This is a genomic window from Sphingomonas sp. NFX23, from assembly GCF_049887795.1.
GTDB lineage: Bacteria > Pseudomonadota > Alphaproteobacteria > Sphingomonadales > Sphingomonadaceae > Sphingomonas.
Genome location: NZ_JAGEKH010000003.1, coordinates 83,224 through 101,785 on the forward strand (window position 1 = coordinate 83,224; position 18,562 = coordinate 101,785).

Here is an 18,562-nt window from a genome sequence, read left to right on the forward strand (position 1 = left end):
CGGGCAACTGCGGCGCAGGGTTCGCCGCGAAATCGTGCATGGTGCGCGGTGCCGTCATTGGCGGCATGAGATAGCGAAGCGTTCCCCGACCGAAGAATGCATTGATTGCCGACACCGCCCTGCGCCGGGCAAACGGCGCCGCGGAGACACATCATGGCGAAGACACTCACCCATCTGGAACGGCTCGAGGCGGAGGCGATCCACATCCTGCGCGAAGTCGTCGCCGAGGCCGACAAGCCGGTGATGCTGTATTCGGTCGGCAAGGATTCGGCGGTGATGCTGCACCTCGCGCGCAAGGCGTTCTACCCGTCGCCCCCGCCCTTCCCGCTGCTGCACGTCGACACGACCTGGAAATTCCAGGAAATGTACAAGTTGCGCGACCGGATGGCGGCGGAAAGCGGCATGGAACTGCTGGTCTACCAGAACCCCGAAGCTGCCGAACGCGGGATCAATCCGTTCGATCACGGTGCGCTCCACACCGACATGTGGAAGACGGAGGGCTTGAAGCAGGCGCTCAACCTGCACGGCTTCGACGCGGCGTTCGGTGGCGCGAGGCGCGACGAGGAGAAGTCGCGTGCGAAGGAACGCATCATCTCGTTCCGCACCGCGACGCATGGCTGGGATCCGAAGAACCAGCGCCCCGAATTGTGGAACCTCTACAATGCCCGGAAATCGAAGGGCGAGAGCATCCGCGTGTTCCCGATCTCGAACTGGACCGAGCTCGACGTCTGGCAATATATCCAGCTCAACGACGTGCCGATCGTGCCGCTCTATTACGCGGGCGTCCGCCCCACGGTCGAGCGCGACGGCATGCTGCTGATGGTCGACGATGATCGCTTCCGCCTCGAACCCGGCGAAGTCCCGGTCGATCGATCGATCCGTTTCCGCACGCTCGGCTGCTATCCGCTGACGGGCGCGGTCGAGAGCACGGCCTCGACGCTGTCCGAGATCATCCAGGAAACGCTGCTGACGACCACCAGCGAGCGCCAGGGCCGCGCGATCGACAAGGATGCCGGCGGCGCGGGCATGGAAAAGAAGAAGCAGGAGGGGTATTTCTGATGAGCGACATCGCAATCCAGGAATCGGCCTACCAGACCGACGCGCTGATCGCCGAAGATATCGACGCGTATCTCGACCAGCATCGCAACAAGACGATGCTGCGGTTCATCACCTGCGGATCGGTCGACGATGGCAAGTCGACGCTGATCGGCCGGCTGCTGTATGATTCCAAGATGATCTTCGAGGATCAGCTCGCCGCCCTCGAAGCGGACAGCAAGCGCGTGGGCACGCAGGGCGGCGAAATCGACTTCGCGCTGCTCGTCGACGGGCTCGCCGCCGAGCGCGAACAGGGCATCACGATCGACGTCGCCTATCGCTTTTTCTCGACTGAAAAGCGCAAGTTCATCGTCGCGGATACGCCGGGTCACGAGCAATACACCCGCAACATGGTGACCGGTGCCTCGACCGCCGACCTCGCCGTGATCCTGGTCGATGCGCGCAAGGGCGTGCTGACGCAGACCAAGCGCCACAGCTATCTCGCGCACCTGATCGGCATCCGGAACCTCGTGCTCGCCGTCAACAAGATGGACCTGATCGGCTACGATCAGGCGCGCTATGACGAGATCGTCGGGGACTATGCGGCGTTCGCGAAGAGCATCGGCATCACCGCGTTCACGCCGATGCCGATCTCGGGGTTCAAGGGCGACAACATCTCCCTCAGGTCCGAAACCATGCCGTGGTACGATGGCCCGACGCTGATGGAGCATCTCGAAGCGGTCGATGTCGATGTCGACGACGACCAGGCCAAGCCGTTCCGGATGAGCGTGCAGTGGGTCAACCGCCCCAACCTCGATTTCCGCGGTTTCTCGGGCCAGATCGCAGCGGGCACGATCAAGCCCGGCGATGCGATCCGTGTGCTGCCCGGCGGCAAGACCTCGACGATCAGCCGGATCACGACGCTCGACGGCGATCTCGACGAGGCGGTCGCGGGCCAGTCCGTCACGCTGTCGTTCGCCGACGAGATCGATTGCTCGCGCGGCAACGTCATCGCCGCGTCGGACGCGCCGCCCGAGACCGCCGACCAGTTCGAGACGACGATCGTCTGGATGGACGACGAGCCGCTGATCGTAGGTCGCTCCTACTGGCTGAAGCTCGGTACGCAGATGGTGTCGGCCACCGTTCGCGAGCCGAAATACCAGGTCAACGTCAACACGATGGAGCGGCTCGCGACCAAGACGCTCGAACTCAACGCGATCGGCGTGGCGGAGATCACCACCGATCGCGCGATCGTGTTCGAGGCTTATGCGCAGGAGGGTGCTGCGCCGAACAAGGTGCTCGGCGGGTTCATCCTCATCGACAAGATCACAAATGCGACGGTCGCGGCGGGGATGGTCCATTTCAGCCTGCGCCGCTCGCAGAACGTCCATTGGCAGGCGACCGATATCGGCCGCGAGGCGCATGCCGGGCTGAAGAACCAGAAACAGGCGGTGCTGTGGTTCACCGGGCTGTCGGGCGCGGGCAAGTCGACGATCGCCAACGAGGTCGAGAAACAGCTCAACCTGATGAACCGGCACACCTTCCTGCTCGACGGCGACAACATCCGCCACGGGCTGAACAAGGATTTGGGCTTCACCGAGGCGGATCGGATCGAGAATATCCGGCGCGTCGGCGAGGTCGCCAAGCTGATGGCGGACGCCGGGCTGATCGTGCTCACCGCGTTCATCTCGCCGTTCCGTGCCGAGCGCGACATGGTGCGCGCGATGCTGCCGGCGGGCGAGTTCATCGAGATCTTCGTCGACACGCCGCTCGATGTGGCGGAAGGTCGCGACGTGAAGGGCCTCTACAAGAAAGCACGGGCGGGCGATTTGAAGAACTTTACCGGGATCGACAGCCCTTACGAGGCGCCACTCAACGCGGAAATCCGCGTCAACACGGTCGAGATGACGCCGGTCGAGGCGGCCGCGTTTATCGTCCGCCAGATCATGCCGCTCAAGTGACGGTCATAGAAAGCGACGTCCGCCTTGCCGAACGCCTCGCCACCGAGGCGGGGGAGATATTACTCGCGTTGCAGAAAAGCAGTGGGCTGACCGGCAAGGATCTCGGCAAGGCGGGCGACGAGCAGGCCAACAGGTTCCTCATGCGGATGCTGCGCGCGGCGCGGCCCGACGATGCGATTTTGTCCGAGGAAGAGAAGGATACGGGCGATCGGTGTTCGGTACGCCGCGCTTGGATCGTCGATCCGCTCGACGGCACGCGGGAATATGGCGAGGGGCGGACCGACTGGGCGGTACACGTCGCGCTTGCGATCGACGGCGTGGCCGTCGTGGGCGCGGTCGCACTGCCGGGGCTCGGGATGACGCTGACGTCGGGTTCGCCGAAGCCGCTGGAACCGGCGGGCGATCCGCTCCGCATGCTGGTCAGCCGCAGCCGTCCGGCGCGCGAGGCGGTCGCGGTCGCCGAGACGTTGGGGGCGACGCTTGTGCCGATGGGCTCGGCGGGCGCGAAGGCGATGGCCGTGGTCCGCGGCCAGGCGGACATCTACCTCCACACCGGCGGGCAGTATGAGTGGGACAATTGCGCACCGATCGCGGTCGCGCAGGCGGCCGGGCTCCACGTCAGCCGCGTCGACGGATCGCCGCTCGTCTATAATTGCGCGGATCCGTATCTGCCCGACCTGCTGATCTGTCGGATGGAACTGGCGACGCGCGTGCTCGACCTAGTGAAGGCGCTGCCACCCGCCTGAGGGGGCGGGCGGTATCAGCCGTCGGAGGCCGCCAACTCAACGAACTCGAAGTCGTAGCGCTGCCACCCGCGTTGCGCTGCGGCCTCGGCAAGTGCGTTGCGCTTCTTCTTTGCCTCGACGAGCGACTTGGTGTGGCCCCAGAATATCTCGGTCTTGCCGTTGGCCAGCACCGCGACGATCCGCCAGTAATGCGTGAACGGTGTCGCGGTCGGGCCGATCGTCTTCACGTAACCGTCGGGCAGCGTCGCGGTGAGGTAGCGTTTCTTGGCCATGACGCTGCCGTTAGCCCTCTGCCGCCCGGACGGAAATGCTTAGTCGCTGGCGGCGTCCTTCCCGATACGATCGAGTGTCGCGATCGCGTCGGCCGGCAGCACGATGTCCCCCGCCGCAACGTTCTCGCGCAGATGACCGACCGACGCCGTGCCGGGGATCAGCAAGATGTTCGGCGAACGCTGCAACAGCCAGGCGAGCGCGACCTGCATCGGCGTCGCGTCCAGATTGCGTGCTACGTCCGACAGAGCGGTCGACTGCAATGGCGAGAACCCACCGAGCGGGAAGAACGGCACATACGCGATCCCCGCCTCCGCCAGATCGTCGATCAGCGCGTCGTCGTCGCGGTGCGCGAGGTTATACTGGTTCTGCACGCAGGCGATCGTCGCCATCGACCGCCCTTCTCTGATCTGCGTCGGCGTGACGTTGCTGAGCCCGATATGGCGGACCAGACCCTGCCGCTGGAGATCGACGAGCGTCGCGAGCGGCTCGGCGATCGAGCCCTCGGCGGGGCCATGCGCATCGAACATCGCGCGCAGATTGACGACGTCGAGCGTCTCCAACCCGAGATTGCGCAGATTGTCGTGGACCGCGCTGGTCAGGTCCGCCGCCGAGAAGGCAGGATCCCAGGAGCCCTCAGGTCCCCGCCGCGCACCGATCTTGGTGACGATCACGAGGTCGTCGGAATACGGGTGCAACGCCTCGCGGATCAGGCGATTGGTGACGTGAGGTCCGTAGAAATCGCTCGTGTCGATATGGTTCACGCCGGCCGCGACCGCCGCCCGCAGAACCGCAATCGCCCCGTCGTGATCCTTGGGCGGCCCGAACACGCCGGGGCCGGTAAGCTGCATCGCGCCGTAGCCGAGACGGTTGACGGTGCGCCCTGCGAGCGGGGCGGTGGTGGTGATACCGTGCGTGGTCATGATCCGGTCCTTTCGAAGTGTGACCTTCATATGGACCGCGTTGGCTGTTACGATAATGCGGCAGTATCGGCACGGGCTGTACGGGAGCACGCACAATGGCAGTGAATGCAGGCGATCTCTCCGCGTTCGTAACGGTCGCGCGGGCGGGCGGCTTCAGGGACGGCGCACGGATCAGCGGCGGCAGCGCGTCGGGGCTGAGCGAAGCGGTACGCCGACTGGAGGCGCGGCTCGGTATGCGGTTGCTCAACCGGACGACGCGGAGCGTGGCGCCGACCGAAGCCGGTGCGCGGCTGCTCGACCGGCTCGGCCCCGCGCTCGCCGAGATCGAGGCGGCGCTGGACGTCGTCAACGGCTATCGCGATTTGCCCGCGGGACCGTTGCGGCTGAACGTGCCGGTCAGCGCCGCGCGGCTGGTCCTGCCCGCGATCGTCCCGGCGTTCCTTGCCGCCTATCCCGATATCCGGCTGGAGGTGATCGCGGAGGATAGCTTCGTCGACATGCTCGCCGCGGGGTGCGACGCCGGTATCCGCTACGACGAGCGGCTGGAACTGGACATGATCGCGATACCGATCGGTCCGCGCGAGCAACGGTTCGCGACGGCGGCGTCGCCCGACTATCTCGCCCGCCGGGGCACGCCCCTACACCCCCGCGACCTGCTCGACCATGCCTGCATCCGCGGCCAGTTCTCCAGCGGCTCGATGATGCCCTGGGAATTCGAGCGCGACGGCGAGATCGTCAAGGTGGAGCCCGGCGGTCCGCTGATCGTCCGCGTCGGCGCGGCCACCGACCTTGCGGTCGATGCGGCGCTGGCGGGAACCGGCATCATCCACCTGTTCGAGGACTGGCTGCGGCCGCATCTCGACAGCGGTGCGCTGGTGCCCGTGCTTGAGCCGTGGTGGCAGCGCTTCTCGGGTCCGTTCCTTTATTATTCGGGACGTCGTTATCTGCCGGCCCCGCTGCGCGCGTTCATCGATTTCGTCGCAGCCAGGCGCGGGCAGCCATGAGCGGCCTCGATCGACCAACGGAAATATGCCGAACACACTTGCCTTGCAGGACGGCGGCATGATCCCTGCTTCCGTACCCGACCTTGCGAAACCCGTGCTGCTGGTGGTCGATGACGACCACATGATCCGCACGCTGCTGGCGCAGAGCCTGGGCATGCACGGCTATCAGGTCGAGACCGCGATCAATGCGCAGGAAATGGACGGCGTGCTCGCACGGTGCGCGGTGTCGCTGATCCTGCTCGACGTGATGATGCCCGGCGAGGACGGTCTGTCAGCGTGCCGTCGCTTGGCGCGGACGGGTGCGCCGCCGGTGGTGATGCTGAGCGCGCTGGGCGATGAACCCGACCGGATCCTGGGGCTGGAGATCGGCGCGAGCCATTATTTGTCCAAGCCGTGCAGCCCGCGCGAGATCCTGGCGACGGTTCGTGCCGCGCTGCGTGCACGCGAGATGCAGGATGCGGGCGACAGCCGCGCGTTCGGGTTCCTCGGCTGGCGCGTCGATTTCGCGGCGCACGAGCTGTTCGATCCCGACGGCACGCTGATCGACCTGACCGACGGCGAGTTCGCGGTGTTGCGCGCGTTCGTCGAGCGACCACGGCGCGTGCTGGCACGCGATGCGTTGCTGGAAGCGGCGCGAGGCCCCGACACCGACGCCTTCGATCGCGCGATCGACGTGCAGGTCAGCCGCTTGCGCCGCAAGCTGCGCTCGCACGACGACGAGATCATCCGGACGATCCGCAACGAGGGCTATTTCTTCGTTCCCCGCGTGGTGCGCCTGTGATGCGCCAACAGGCAGCGACAGCCGGCAAGATCGACCAGCCGATACGGCGTAACCCGCAGCGGTCCTGGCCGATGTTCCTGCGCATCTTCGTGCTGGGGCTGACGACCGTGCTGCTGGTCCAGATCCTGAACTTTGCGATCGTGCTGCTGATGCCGCCGCCTCGGCCGCAGATCTTCACGGCCAACCGCGTCGCTGCGGTGGCGCGGACTGGGCGAGACCCGACCGGTCAGCTCAAAGTCGAGATTGCGACCGGCCCACCCCGCCCGACCGACAATCCGCGCGACGCTCGGCTCGCCGAATCGATCGCCGCCGATCTCGGACTGGTGCGGACCAAGGTGACCGTCGAAACCGAGCGGTCGGCGATGCCGCTGTTCGCAGGCGCACTCCGGCCGCCGCTGCCGCTCGGCATGGGTCGTTCGGCGCACCTGCCGCAATCGTTCGACAATGCGCTGTTCGGCCCGTTCGTCGTGTCGATCGAGACGCCGAACGGGCGGTGGCACGTGATCCGGCCGACGCACACCACGATCGGCCCCTGGCGTATGCGGATCGTCCTGTGGTTCCTGGTCGCGATGGTGGTCGCCGCCGCGGTTGCCTGGGTGATGGCACGGCGCGTGGTGAAGCCCATCGCGCTGTTCGCCGCCGCCGCCGAGCGTCTCGGTCGCGACCCTCGCGCCGAACCGCTGCCGATCGTCGGTCCGCCCGAGATCGCCGAAGCGGCCACCGCGTTCAACCTGATGCAGGAGCGATTGAACCGCTATGTCGAGGATCGGACGACCCTGATCGCCGCGGTTGCGCATGATCTACGGACGCCATTGATGCGGCTGTCGCTGCGGCTCGAAAAGGCGCCCGACGATATCCGTGCAGCAAGCGAAGGCGACATCCAGGAGATGAGCGAGCGGATCGGTTCGGCGATGGCGTTCGTCCGCGACATGACCCGCCACGTCCGCCGCCAGCGGCTCGATCTCCGGTCGCTCGCCGAGAGCGTCGCGGATGACTTTGCTGATCGCGGCGATGCGGTGGCGTTGCATCCGGGCGACCCACTCGCACTGGAGGGCGATGCGCCATCGTTGAAGGCGCTGATCGCGAACCTGGTCGGCAACGCGGTCAAATATGCCGGCCATGCCGAAGTGGAGGTGCGCCGCGAGGACGGGGTCGCGATAGTCGAGATTTGCGACTCCGGACCGGGCATGGCGCCAGCGGATCTCGCCCGCGCGTTCGAGCCGTTCTTCCGCGCCGAGCAATCGCGCAACCGCGACACGGGCGGCAGCGGGCTTGGCCTCGCCAGCGTCCGCGCGGTGGCGCGCGCGCATGGTGGAGATGCGACGATCGAGAACCGCCCGGGCGTCGGGTTGCTTGCGCGCGTGACGTTGCCGATCTGAGCTGGGCCACGGTCAGCCAAAACATAGCGGCAACGACCGCCGTGTCAGACGAATATCACGACATTTCGGGAGATTGCATGCGTATTCTTTACCTCGGCATCGCCGCCGCGCTGGCCGGATGCTCGGCTCAGACGCCGCACCCTCAGGGCGGACACGGTCCGGCGCACGGCCGCGGTCAGTTGTTCATCAGCCCGATGGGCGAACCGTTCCGCGCGTCGCTGAAGCCGGGCGCCGCACAAGACTTGTGGTTCGCGGGCGCCGATACCGATGGCAACGGGCGGATCACGATGGCCGAATTCCAGCATGATGCCGCGCGCTTCTTCGCGGTGCTCGATCGCGGCAAGGATGGCGAGATCGATCCCGACGACATCGCCTATTACGAGAACGTGCTGGTTCCGGAGATCCGCGTGGCGTCCGGCGGCCGTGGGCCAAGGTCCGAAGGTGGCGAGCGCGGCCGTGGCGGACGCGGACGAGGTGGCGGCGGGTCAGGCGGCCAGGGCATGCAGTTCGGCAACGGCGACAGCAAGAAGGGCGCCACCGTCGTCCACGAACGCATCGGCGCCGCGCGCTACGGCTTTTTCGACTTGCCAGAGCCGGTGATCGCAGCCGACGCGAACCTCAATCGCGGTATCGATTCAGGCGAGTTTGCCAAGGCTGCGGTAACGCGCTTCGCCGCGCTCGACCGTAACCATGACGGCGCGCTGACCCGCGGCGAACTCCCACGCGCTGGCGGGGAGACGTGGCGGAACGGCTCGGACGAACCGGCCGTCCCGCCACCGGAACGCGCCGAGCCCTGACGCCATCGTCGCGGCATTCGGTTCAGCCAAGCATGCCCGACACGATCCAACGACGACTGACCGCGGACTTGACGATGGCCACGCCGCAGCACCGACAGGCGGAGCGCTGGATCGGCTCGCCCTTCACGTCGCGGTGCCGGGATCGCGGCATGTGGCGGCCGATTGCACAATTGCCGGGTCGTGATGGTCGAGCCTGCATACCGCTTCCTTCGTGCACCGGTCGTCGAATGATCGAGCTGATGGTGTGACAGGCGAAGTTTTCCGCGGTGTTTCGGCAGCCGCGCGTGACGGGGAATTCATGTAGCCAACGCGGCGGTTTCGGCGTTCAGTGCCGGGCACCCCTCGCAGTGTCGTGGCGTCCATTTCGACGCGACGACAGCGCGTCACCTGGAGCCGACCATGGCCGAAGCCGAACTCGTCGCCTTTTCCAATATCCAGTTGCGGCCCGACCCATCGCGGACCGTCATCCGGCCGTTCAACATCGAATATCCCGGCGCGTTCAAGGTCGAGGGCCATCCCCGCGCCGTCCGCGTGATCGACCGCGTTCTGTCGCTCTCGCCCGACGAACTCCGCGCCGAACGTCGTCGCGTGATGGAGTCGCTCGACGAACGCCACCGCGATGTCGACGAGCTTCTCCTGCACCGGTTCGGCGAGATCATGGCAGTGCTGAAGGACCCGCGCGAGATCGACCCCGACCAGAAACTGCTGATCGGCGCCTATCTCAGCGGTGAATATTCGTTCGAGGCGGCTGCGCTGTTCAACCCGAGCATGGTCCTCGACCCCGACCAGTCAAATGCACCCGAAGGCGGCCTGCGCTTCATCCTGTCGCTGCGCGGGATCGGCGAAGGTCATGTCTCGTCGGTGACGTTCCGCACCGGGAGTTGGTCGCCCGACGACGGTTTCTCGGTCGACCCGTCGAGCCAGACCGCGGTGCCGCCGCGCGTCACGCCGACCGACCAGGGCGCGACCGATGGCGGTCCCACCCGACTGGAATGTGGAGGCAGTCGCGAATTGTCGGAGACGGTGATCTTTCCGATCCTGCCGAGCCAGCATCAGGGGATCGAGGACCTGCGGCTCGTTCGGTTCGAGGACGATGGCGAGGTGCATTACTTGGGCACCTATACCGCGTTCAGCGGCTCGGAAGCGCGCTGCGAACTGCTGCGCGGCGAGGACTTCAAGACGTTCGAGATGCAGCCGATGCGCGGCGCGGTATCAGCAACCAAGGGCATGGCGCTGTTCCCGCGTAAGATTGGCGGACAGTATGCGATGCTCGGACGGCAGGACAATGAGAACATCTGGTACCTGACCTCGGACGACCTGCTGACCTGGGACGGCGGCACCAAGATCGTCGAGCCGAAATGGCCGTGGGAGTTCATCCAGATGGGCAATTGCGGATCCCCGATCGAGATCGACGAGGGCTGGCTGGTGATGACCCACGGCGTCGGCAGCGTCCGTAATTACTGCATCGGTGCATGCCTGCTCGACAAGGCCGACCCGACCAAATTGCTCGCGCGAATGACCGATCCGCTGATCGTACCGAGCCCAGCCGAACGCGACGGTTATGTGCCGAACGTCGTGTATAGCTGCGGCGGAATCGTCCATGATCGCACGCTGTTGCTGCCGTTCGGGGTGGCGGACAATTTCGCCTCGTTCGCGACGGTGGATGTCGGGCGGCTGCTTGCGGCGATGGCGTGAGGCGAACCAACTGGCAGTCGACACTAGCATGTTTCCCCGCGAAGGCGGGGACCCAGTCTGGGCTCCCGCCTTCGCGGGAGAACAATCTTACGGTGCGTTCGGCGTACTGGCCCGTTCGACGAGCAGCCCCGCCCCTGCAAAATCTTCCGCGGCAACCGCGTCGATCTGTCGCTCGATACCGCGCGTAAGCCCGGCCGGCACGGTCACCGCGAAGCCGTGTGCGATGAGTCCATCGACGGCCCAACGGACGCAGTAATCCGCCGCAACCCCAATTACCGTGACATCGGTGACGCTCCTCGCCGCCAAGTCCGCGAAAAACGCCTCGCGCTCAATAGTCGGCCGCTCGGCATCCCGCGCATCCTCGATTGCAAGCCCTGGCTCGGCCCACATGTCGAACACACCCTTCTCGATCCGCCACGCCGGGATCGCCGGGTCGACGAGCGCGACGTCGAGCATGTTGCCCCACCCCCGCGTCCCCCGCACGCAGTGGATCGGAAACATCTGCGCCTCGGGCGACCCGGCGTAGGTCTCGACGAAATGCGTGTCGAACGTGAACAGGACGCCGGCAACCTCGTCAGACGTGAGAGCCGACAGCCACGCCTGCATCGGCGCGACCAGTGCGTCGGCCCCCGCTACGCTCAGCGCGCCCTCGCCCGCCATGAAATCCCACTGCGTATCCACCACGACCACGAACCGCGCCATCGCCCATCTCCTTTGGCTGCTGCTTGACACAAACGCGTCTTCTCGGACACCCGGCCCCTACGCAACGCAGGAGCCCATGTGCATGGCCGTGACCGATATCGCCACCCGGACGTACAATCACAATTTCCGGCTCGATCCGATCGTCCGCAGCCTGCTCGATACCGATTTCTACAAGCTGTTGATGTTGCAGATGATCCGGCAGGTCTATCCCGACGTCAGCGCCACCTTCGCGCTGATCAACCGGACCAAGACCGTGCGGCTCGCGGAGATCGTCGACGAGGACGAGCTGCGCGCGCAGCTCGATCACGCGCGGACGCTGCGGTTCGCAAAGAAGGAGTTGATCTGGCTCGCGGGCAACAGCTTCTACGGCAAACAGAAGATGTTCGGGCCCGAGTTCCTCGCATGGCTCGCCGAGTTTCAATTGCCTTCGTACGACCTACGCAAGGTCGACGGGCAATATGAACTGCATTTCGAAGGGCCGTGGAGCCACACGACGATGTGGGAGATACCCGCGCTGACGATCATCAACGAGCTGAAGTCGCGTGCGGCCCTGCGCGATCGCGGTCGGTTCGCACTCGACATCGTCTACGCGCGCGCCAAGGCCAAGCTGTGGGAGAAGGTCGAGCGGTTGCGCGAACTGCCCGACCTCGTGCTGTCGGACTTCGGCACGCGGCGCCGGCACGGATTCCTGTGGCAGCGCTGGTGCGTCGAGGCGCTGAAGGAAGGGCTTGGCGACCGGTTCATCGGTACGTCCAATGTGCTGCTGGCGATGGACGCCGACCTGGAGGCAATCGGCACGAACGCGCACGAACTGCCGATGGTGACCGCCGCGCTGGCGAACAGCGACGCAGACCTCGCCGAAGCCCCGTACCGCGTGCTCGAGCATTGGCGGCAACATTATAACGGCAATCTCCTGATCGCCCTCCCCGATGCGTTCGGGACGACCGCGTTCCTGCGCAACGCGCCGCACTGGCTGGCGGAGTGGACCGGCTTCCGTCCCGACAGCGCGCCGCCGATCGCGGGCGGCGAGCAGATCATCCGCTGGTGGGAGGAGCAGGGCGTCGATCCCAAGACCAAGCTGCTGATCTTCTCCGATGGGATGGACATCGACACGATCGAGCAGACCTATCGCCATTTCCACGGCCGCGTGCGGATGAGTTTTGGCTGGGGGACCAACCTGACCAACGACTTCCGCGGCTGCGATCCCGATGGCGCGGCGGCGCTGGAGCCGATCTCGCTGGTCTGCAAGGTGATCGCTGCGAATGGCCGCCCGGCGGTAAAACTGTCCGACAATCCGGCGAAGGCGACGGGCGAACCCACGGAGATCGCGCGGTATCTGCGTGTGTTTGGGGAAGCGGATCGCGCCGCGGCACCCGTTTTAGTCTGATCACCTGCGTGTCCTGCGCGCAACACGCAGGACACATATCGCAACAAAATTGTCGCATCACGCAATCTTCCCTTGCTTCGTTACGCCCCTGAGCCATCATTCGCACACATAAGATAAGAGAGCGGATGTTTGCTGGGGCGCGGACAAGGGGAAAAATGTTGAAGCGTGGGTTCAAGACGTTCACGGGCGCGAGCAAATATGCCGGCGCCAGCGGGTTGGCATTGGTGGCGATGCTCGCAGCGATGCCGGCCTTCGCACAATCGGTGACGACACCGGCCGCGGAGGGCGTGCAGGCTGCCGACCCATCCGTAGACCAGGCTGGCGGAGACGAGATCGTCGTGACCGGATCGCGCATCCGCCGTAGTCCGCTCGACCAGCCCTCCCCCGTCGTCACGGTCGATGCACAGTCGATCCAGCGCACCGGGCTTTCGTCGGTCGCCGACGTTCTCCAGCGGCTGCCGAGCGCGGCGGGCGGGCTCAATTCGAAGGTCAACAATTCGGGTAATATCGGCAATCCGCCCGACGGCGGTGGCGTCGGTGCAGGGTCGGCCGAGATCGACCTCCGCTATCTCACCGCCAAGCGGACGCTGGTGCTGGTCGACGGTCTTCGCTTCGTCAACGGCGCATCGGCGAGCGGCATCCCCTCGACCGTCGATCTGAACACGATCCAGGTCGGCTCGATCGAGCGGATCGAAATCCTCCAGTCGGGCCAGTCGCCGCTTTACGGATCGGACGCGCTGGCCGGCGTCGTCAACATCATCACCAAATCGCAGCAAAAGGGCCTCAAGGCGTCCGCGCAGTTCGGCACGTTCCGCCAGGGCGACGGCCATACGCAGGACTATAACGTCAGCTACGGCATCCAGGCGCCGCGCACGAGCGTGGTGTTCGGCGGCAGCTACGTGAAGCAGGAGGCGGTCAGCACGCGCGATCGAAAGATTTCGCAGTTCCCCAACCCTGGCCAGACAAGTTGCTCGGACGTCATTGGTGGCTGTTCGGGCGCTACCCCCAACGGATTCTTCCAGGTCGGTGGCCGGAACCTGACGTTGAAGTCGGCGCCTATCCTCGGGCGGCCACGCTACGACGCCGCCAATCCGACCGGCCCGAACAGCGATTTCAAGGAATTCACGTCCGCCGACCGCTTCAACTTCTCGCCGTTCAACTATTTCCTGACCCCGTCGGAGCGCTACGGCTTCTTCGTCAGCGCCAAGCAGGAACTCACCGACAACGTGAACCTGCGCGTGAAGATGAACTACACGCGACGCAATTCGCAGAACCAGGCGGCGTTCCTGCCGCTCGTGATCGGGCCGGACGCTGGCAACGGCAACCTGCTCGACACGATCTCGGTCGATGCGACCAACCCCTTCAATCCGTTCGGCTACACGCTGTCGGCGGGCGGCGCGGGCAATGGTCCGGCGAACTATTCGACGGTGCGTCGACGCCTCGTCGAGGCTGGGCAGCGGACCTATTCGCAGACCGTCGACACGATGTCGGCGACCGCGACGCTCGACGGTTCGTTCAACGTCGGCAGCCACAAATTCTACTGGGACGTCAACGCCGTCCTCGGCTTCAACGATGCCAAGCAGCTGTTCACGGGCAACATCAACGCGGCCAATCTGGCCCAGGCACTAGGCCCGGTCGCGAACTGCACCGGGGCATGCGTACCGTTCAACATCTTCGGCGGTGCAGGCTCGGTTACGCCCGCGATGCTGGGCTTCATCGCGTTCGACGAGCGTGCGCGCAGTTCGCAGAGCCTGGAAGACTATACCGCCAATATCTCGGGCGACCTGTTCGACCTTCCCGCCGGCGCCGTGGGTCTCGCCGCGGGCTATGAGCACCGCGTCCAATATGGCAGCTTCACGCCCGATCCGCTGATCACCGCAGGGCTCGGTGCGGATATCCCGGCCCAACCGGCACGTGGACACTTCAACTCGGACGAAGTCTATGCCGAGCTGCGGGTACCCCTGATCCACAACACGCCGCTCATCCAGTCGCTCGAGATCGGCGGCGCGGTGCGGCATTCGAACTATTCGATCAGCGGCAGCAACACGACCTATACCGGCAGCGGCCTGTGGAAGCCGTTCAGCGACCTGCTGTTGCGCGCCTCCTATGCGCAGGGCTTCCGCGCACCGAGCATCGGCGAACTGTTCGGCGCGGCATCGCGGTCCGACGCCGCGATCGACGATCCTTGCACCAACGTCGCCGGATCGCCGTTCCAGTCGTCCGCGACCGTCCGCGCCAACTGCATCGCCAACGGCGTGCCCGCGAACGGCAGCTATCAGGAACCGAATGGCGGGCAGCTGAGCGTACTGACCGGCGGCAATGAGGCGTTGAAGCCCGAGACGTCGCGCACCTGGCTGTTCGGCGCGGTGTATGCGCCGAGCTGGGCACGGACCAGCGGGATCGCCAGCCAGTTGAGCATCGAAGGTAATTATTACGACATCAAGGTCGACGACGCGATCGCGGCGACCGACGCGACGCTGACGCTCAGCCGCTGTTCGCAGGCGGCGGACGCCCTCAGCTGTGCAGCGATCTCCCGCACGCCCAACGGGATCATCTCGCGCATCAACGCGCAATTGCAGAACATCGGCGGGATCCGCACCCGCGGCGTCGACGTCACCGCAGTCTATCGCTCGCCGCAGACGTCGGCGGGGACGTTCGGGCTATCGCTCAACGGCAACATCCTGCTGAAATACGCCGAGAGCTTCCCGGCGACGGTCGGCTTCACCACCACCAATTACCAGGGTACGACGCGTGGGTCGCCCGAGCAGTCCTATCCGAAGTTCAAGGGCAATGCGGTCGTCGACTGGGACATCGGCATGGCGCGCGCCTCGTTCACCGGCCGCTACATCAAGAGCGTGAAGGAAGCGGACGGCAAGACACTCGACAACACCTTCTACGGCGATGTCCAGGTTACCCTGTCGCCGGGCTGGCTGGAGAACCGGCTGGGGCTGACGATCGGCGTGAACAACGTCTTCAACCAGGATCCGCCGGCGTGCTTCAGCTGCACCGGGCCAAACTATGATCCGAGCACGTATGACGTGCCGGGGCAGTTCGGGTATATCCGTCTGTCGTGGGGGCTTTAATCTTATGAGATGCCTGTCCGCTCATTGTGAATGGGCAGGCTAGTCGATCCTCCCCCGCCAGGGGGAGGTGGCGCGAAGCGACGGAGGGGGAGGATACGGAACAGCGGTTTCCCTTTCCTCCCCCTCCGTCTCGCTACGCGATCCACCTCCCCCTGGCGGGGGAGGATCACAAAGTTCGGCCTAGTCTTCGACCAACTTCATGAAACGGCGCTCGACCGGGGCCAGCACTGGCCCTAGCTCATGCCCGCGTTTCACCACCGCGCCGCCCTCGCCAATCAGCGCCCACATCCCCTGCTTGTTACGCAGCGACGGGCGTTTCTCGATTCTGAACTCCGGCCGTTCGGCGGCACGTCGGAAGGCGGCAAAGACGGCCGCGTCCTTGCCCAAGTCGATCGCATAGTCGCGCCAGTGGCCCGCTGCGACCATCCGGCCGTAAAGGTCCAGGATCCGGTTCAGTTCGAGGCGTTCGAAGCCGATCTGCGTCGCCTTGGACGGTGTGGGAAAAGGTACGACGCCCATCAGTTACTCACCATCATGCGCGGTCGCGGCGGTCCTCTGGATGCTCGTCGGCAAGCAGCGCGTCGAGCCGCTTGCGCATCGTCTCCAGCTCACAGCGCATGATCTCCATCTTCTGCGTGGCGGGATCGAACATCTCGCTGCACGGCGTACCGTAAGGCACGAAGCGGGGTACCTCGGGCGCGTTGCCGCCCTCGATCGTCGTCGCGCGCGCGGGGATGCCGACCACCGTCGTGCCCGCCGGCACGTCGCGCGTGACGACTGCGTTGGCGCCGACGCGCGAGCGCTTGCCGAGCGTAATCGGGCCCAGCACCTGTGCGCCCGAGCCGATGATCGCGCCGTCGGAGATGGTCGGGTGGCGCTTGCCCTGGACGCCGTTGTCGGGGCTGGTGCCGCCGAGCGTGACGCACTGGTAGATCGTCACGTCATCGCCGATCTCCGCGGTCTCGCCGATCACCACGAAGCCGTGGTCGATGAAGAAATTGCGGCCGATCGTTGCACCCGGATGGATGTCGATCGCCGTCGTGAACCGCGACCAATGGTTGACGCAGCGCGCGAGGAAATAGAGTTTCGCCTTGTACAGGCGATGCGCGATGCGGTGATAGCCGAGCGCCCAGACGCCGGGATACAGCATGATCTCGGCGCGCGAATGCGGTGCGGGATCGCGGGCGCGGATCGAATCCAGATAGGCCAGTAATCCGCTCGACATCCGCAGTCCCCTTCGCGATTTCCGTATCTAGGGTATCGAACGACCGATTTCCAGAACCGCACGCAAGGGCCGCCTCAACGCATCGGGATCGGGGTAAAGCCTATCTTTGTTGTGGGATAAGCCCGCGCGTTGCACTCTGCGCGCGATATTGAGGGGATGCCGATGTTCGACCTGACGACCTTGAGCTTCGAGACGCTGTTGCCGTTCATCCTGGTCGGGTTCGCCGCGCAGATCGTCGATGGCGCGCTGGGGATGGCGTTCGGGGTGATTTCGAACACGCTGCTGCTGTGGGTCGGCGTGCCACCGGCCGCGGCGTCGGCGGGCGTGCATACCGTCGAGACCTTCACCACCGCGGTGTCGGGGATCAGCCATGTGCTGCACAAGAACGTCAACTGGACGCTGTTCCTGCGGCTGATGATCCCGGGCGTGATCGGCGGCGTGCTGGGCGCGTACGTGCTGTCGAACATCGATGCGAGCACGGCGAAACCGTTCATTCTTGCGTATCTGACGTCGATCGGCGTGTACCTGCTGTACAGGGGCTTGCGCTATCCGCCGAAGCAGAAGGAGCCGAAGATCGTCGAGCCGCTCGGACTGGTCGGCGGGTTCCTCGACGCGGCGGGCGGGGGCGGCTGGGGCCCGGTGGTGACGTCGAATCTGCTGGTACAGGGCGCATCGCCGCGGACCACGATCGGGACGGTGAATACGGCGGAGTTTTTCCTGACCGCGACGATCTCGGCGACGTTCATCACGCAGCTCGGCTGGGCGGCGTTCACGCAGGCCACCGTGGGGCTGTTGATTGGCGGCGTGTTGGCGGCACCTTTCGGAGCGATGCTGGCGAAGCGCGTGCCGGCGAAGACACTGATGGTGCTGGTTGGGGTGATCCTGACGATCACGAGCCTCTTCGGGCTATACCGCGCGATCTGGCACTAACGGAACTCCCCTCCCGCTTGCGGGAGGGGTCGGGGGAGGGCGTGCCAAATACGACGCCGTACTTGAGGCCGGCCCCTCCCCTAACCCCTCCCGCAAGCGGGAGGGGGACAGAGGGTCACAGCGTGGCGTGGACCGTCGCGACCGCGGCCATCACCGCGCCGATCCGCACCGATGTCTGGATCGCCTCCGCGGTCACACCGGCCTTCTTCAGAATCTGCTCGTGGCTGTCGATGCACATGCCGCAGCCGTTCATCGCCGACACGGCAAGGCTGAACAGCTCGAAATCGACCTTGTCGATACCCGGCTGGCCGATCACGTTCATCCGCAGCTTGGCAGGCATGTTGCGGTATTCCTGGTTTCCGGCGAGATGCGTGAACCGGTAATAGACGTTGTTCATCGCCATCACCGCAGCGGCTGCACGCGCTGCGTTCGCGGCCTCGGGCGAGAGTTTCGGCGCGCATTCGGCCTCGGCGGCTTCGACCAGCGGCTTGTAGCCCGAGCCGTGCGCGCAGGTCAGCAGCAGGCCGTATTTGCGCTGGTCGGTGAGATGCGTCTCGTTCAGCAGCGAGCCGACGTTGAGGCGGATGTCCTTGGCGTAGTCGGGCAGCTGCCCTGCGAATTCCTTGAGCGACATGATAATTCCT

18 protein-coding genes are annotated in these 18,562 nt (G+C 65.5%); 11 read left to right on the forward strand and 7 right to left on the reverse strand.

What is annotated here, in order from left to right; translation table 11 throughout:
- Positions 1-153 precede the first annotated feature (153 nt).
- From cysD to J4O76_RS08040, 3 genes are read left to right on the forward strand one after another with little or no spacing between them, the layout of a single operon-like run.
- Positions 154-1,059, forward strand: a complete 906-nt coding sequence (gene cysD, locus J4O76_RS08030; RefSeq protein WP_192974743.1) for a sulfate adenylyltransferase subunit CysD — start codon at positions 154-156, stop codon at positions 1,057-1,059.
- On the forward strand, positions 1,059-2,996 hold the full coding sequence (gene cysN, locus J4O76_RS08035) for a sulfate adenylyltransferase subunit CysN (RefSeq protein WP_426281230.1): 1,938 nt from the start codon (positions 1,059-1,061) through the stop codon (positions 2,994-2,996). Before cysD ends, cysN begins: the two co-directional genes overlap by 1 nt.
- A complete protein-coding gene (locus J4O76_RS08040) occupies positions 2,993-3,742 on the forward strand; it encodes a 3'(2'),5'-bisphosphate nucleotidase CysQ (protein WP_426281231.1) in 750 nt (249 codons plus the stop codon). The genes cysN and J4O76_RS08040 overlap by 4 nt, the downstream gene beginning before the upstream one ends.
- 14 nt (positions 3,743-3,756) lie before the next feature.
- Here the strand turns inward: J4O76_RS08040 and J4O76_RS08045 are convergent, their stop codons facing one another.
- Both J4O76_RS08045 and J4O76_RS08050 read right to left on the reverse strand, forming a co-directional pair.
- Positions 3,757-4,014 (reverse strand): hypothetical protein, encoded by a 258-nt coding sequence (locus J4O76_RS08045; RefSeq protein ID WP_426281233.1) that lies wholly within the window; start codon positions 4,012-4,014, stop codon positions 3,757-3,759.
- Between the two features lie 39 nt (positions 4,015-4,053).
- Positions 4,054-4,935 (reverse strand): aldo/keto reductase family oxidoreductase, encoded by an 882-nt coding sequence (locus J4O76_RS08050; protein WP_426281234.1) that lies wholly within the window; start codon positions 4,933-4,935, stop codon positions 4,054-4,056.
- Between the two features lie 95 nt (positions 4,936-5,030).
- Here J4O76_RS08050 and J4O76_RS08055 point away from each other — a divergent pair, with 95 nt between their 5' ends.
- From J4O76_RS08055 to J4O76_RS08070, 4 genes are all read left to right on the forward strand, one after another.
- Entirely contained in the window at positions 5,031-5,939 is a 909-nt protein-coding gene (locus tag J4O76_RS08055; RefSeq protein ID WP_426281236.1) for a LysR family transcriptional regulator, read from the forward strand.
- Positions 5,940-5,997: 58 nt separating this feature from the next.
- Positions 5,998-6,720: a response regulator gene (locus tag J4O76_RS08060; RefSeq protein WP_426281838.1), complete on the forward strand. Its 723-nt coding sequence runs from the start codon at positions 5,998-6,000 to the stop codon at positions 6,718-6,720.
- A complete protein-coding gene (locus tag J4O76_RS08065; protein WP_426281238.1) occupies positions 6,720-8,099 on the forward strand; it encodes a sensor histidine kinase in 1,380 nt (459 codons plus the stop codon). Before J4O76_RS08060 ends, J4O76_RS08065 begins: the two co-directional genes overlap by 1 nt.
- 77 nt (positions 8,100-8,176) lie before the next feature.
- A complete protein-coding gene (locus tag J4O76_RS08070) occupies positions 8,177-8,896 on the forward strand; it encodes an EF-hand domain-containing protein (protein ID WP_426281240.1) in 720 nt (239 codons plus the stop codon).
- Between the two features lie 22 nt (positions 8,897-8,918).
- Here the strand turns inward: J4O76_RS08070 and J4O76_RS08075 are convergent, their stop codons facing one another.
- Positions 8,919-9,047: a hypothetical protein gene (locus J4O76_RS08075; protein WP_426281242.1), complete on the reverse strand. Its 129-nt coding sequence runs from the start codon at positions 9,045-9,047 to the stop codon at positions 8,919-8,921.
- 248 nt (positions 9,048-9,295) lie between these two features.
- On the opposite strand from J4O76_RS08075, the gene J4O76_RS08080 reads away from it, so the two are divergent.
- On the forward strand, positions 9,296-10,591 hold the full coding sequence (locus tag J4O76_RS08080) for a glycosidase (protein ID WP_426281244.1): 1,296 nt from the start codon (positions 9,296-9,298) through the stop codon (positions 10,589-10,591).
- A gap of 87 nt (positions 10,592-10,678) precedes the next feature.
- Here the strand turns inward: J4O76_RS08080 and J4O76_RS08085 are convergent, their stop codons facing one another.
- Positions 10,679-11,293, reverse strand: coding sequence for an isochorismatase family protein (locus J4O76_RS08085; RefSeq protein ID WP_426281246.1), 615 nt, complete (start codon positions 11,291-11,293; stop codon positions 10,679-10,681).
- 82 nt (positions 11,294-11,375) lie between these two features.
- On the opposite strand from J4O76_RS08085, the gene pncB reads away from it, so the two are divergent.
- Positions 11,376-12,680 (forward strand): nicotinate phosphoribosyltransferase, encoded by a 1,305-nt coding sequence (gene pncB, locus J4O76_RS08090; RefSeq protein WP_426281247.1) that lies wholly within the window; start codon positions 11,376-11,378, stop codon positions 12,678-12,680.
- A gap of 155 nt (positions 12,681-12,835) precedes the next feature.
- A complete protein-coding gene (locus J4O76_RS08095) occupies positions 12,836-15,763 on the forward strand; it encodes a TonB-dependent receptor plug domain-containing protein (RefSeq protein WP_426281248.1) in 2,928 nt (975 codons plus the stop codon).
- A 180-nt stretch (positions 15,764-15,943) separates the two neighbouring features.
- Here J4O76_RS08095 and J4O76_RS08100 read toward each other — a convergent pair whose 3' ends face one another.
- Entirely contained in the window at positions 15,944-16,282 is a 339-nt protein-coding gene (locus J4O76_RS08100; RefSeq protein ID WP_426281249.1) for a DUF2794 domain-containing protein, read from the reverse strand.
- Positions 16,283-16,295: 13 nt separating this feature from the next.
- A complete protein-coding gene (gene epsC, locus J4O76_RS08105) occupies positions 16,296-16,988 on the reverse strand; it encodes a serine O-acetyltransferase EpsC (RefSeq protein WP_056057758.1) in 693 nt (230 codons plus the stop codon).
- Positions 16,989-17,150: 162 nt separating this feature from the next.
- On the opposite strand from epsC, the gene J4O76_RS08110 reads away from it, so the two are divergent.
- The gene (locus J4O76_RS08110; RefSeq protein WP_056052944.1) at positions 17,151-17,918 is read left to right on the forward strand and encodes a sulfite exporter TauE/SafE family protein; all 768 of its coding nucleotides are present in this window, start codon (positions 17,151-17,153) and stop codon (positions 17,916-17,918) included.
- 115 nt (positions 17,919-18,033) lie between these two features.
- On the opposite strand, the gene J4O76_RS08115 is transcribed toward J4O76_RS08110, so the two are convergent.
- A complete protein-coding gene (locus J4O76_RS08115) occupies positions 18,034-18,552 on the reverse strand; it encodes a carboxymuconolactone decarboxylase family protein (protein ID WP_056051403.1) in 519 nt (172 codons plus the stop codon).
- Between the last annotated feature and the right edge of the window lie 10 nt (positions 18,553-18,562).

Coding starts and splice junctions, on each gene's coding strand:
- J4O76_RS08065 (WP_426281238.1), top strand. CDS start 6,720: ATGCGCCAACAGGCAGCGACAGCCGGCAAGATCGACCAGCCGATACGG.
- J4O76_RS08050 (WP_426281234.1), bottom strand. CDS start 4,935: ATGACCACGCACGGTATCACCACCACCGCCCCGCTCGCAGGGCGCACC.
- J4O76_RS08055 (WP_426281236.1), top strand. CDS start 5,031: ATGGCAGTGAATGCAGGCGATCTCTCCGCGTTCGTAACGGTCGCGCGG.
- cysD (WP_192974743.1), top strand. CDS start 154: ATGGCGAAGACACTCACCCATCTGGAACGGCTCGAGGCGGAGGCGATC.
- J4O76_RS08070 (WP_426281240.1), top strand. CDS start 8,177: ATGCGTATTCTTTACCTCGGCATCGCCGCCGCGCTGGCCGGATGCTCG.
- J4O76_RS08085 (WP_426281246.1), bottom strand. CDS start 11,293: ATGGCGCGGTTCGTGGTCGTGGTGGATACGCAGTGGGATTTCATGGCG.
- pncB (WP_426281247.1), top strand. CDS start 11,376: ATGGCCGTGACCGATATCGCCACCCGGACGTACAATCACAATTTCCGG.
- J4O76_RS08110 (WP_056052944.1), top strand. CDS start 17,151: ATGTTCGACCTGACGACCTTGAGCTTCGAGACGCTGTTGCCGTTCATC.
- J4O76_RS08095 (WP_426281248.1), top strand. CDS start 12,836: ATGTTGAAGCGTGGGTTCAAGACGTTCACGGGCGCGAGCAAATATGCC.
- epsC (WP_056057758.1), bottom strand. CDS start 16,988: ATGTCGAGCGGATTACTGGCCTATCTGGATTCGATCCGCGCCCGCGAT.
- cysN (WP_426281230.1), top strand. CDS start 1,059: ATGAGCGACATCGCAATCCAGGAATCGGCCTACCAGACCGACGCGCTG.
- J4O76_RS08115 (WP_056051403.1), bottom strand. CDS start 18,552: ATGTCGCTCAAGGAATTCGCAGGGCAGCTGCCCGACTACGCCAAGGAC.
- J4O76_RS08080 (WP_426281244.1), top strand. CDS start 9,296: ATGGCCGAAGCCGAACTCGTCGCCTTTTCCAATATCCAGTTGCGGCCC.
- J4O76_RS08060 (WP_426281838.1), top strand. CDS start 5,998: ATGATCCCTGCTTCCGTACCCGACCTTGCGAAACCCGTGCTGCTGGTG.
- J4O76_RS08100 (WP_426281249.1), bottom strand. CDS start 16,282: ATGGGCGTCGTACCTTTTCCCACACCGTCCAAGGCGACGCAGATCGGC.
- J4O76_RS08075 (WP_426281242.1), bottom strand. CDS start 9,047: ATGCCGCGATCCCGGCACCGCGACGTGAAGGGCGAGCCGATCCAGCGC.
- J4O76_RS08045 (WP_426281233.1), bottom strand. CDS start 4,014: ATGGCCAAGAAACGCTACCTCACCGCGACGCTGCCCGACGGTTACGTG.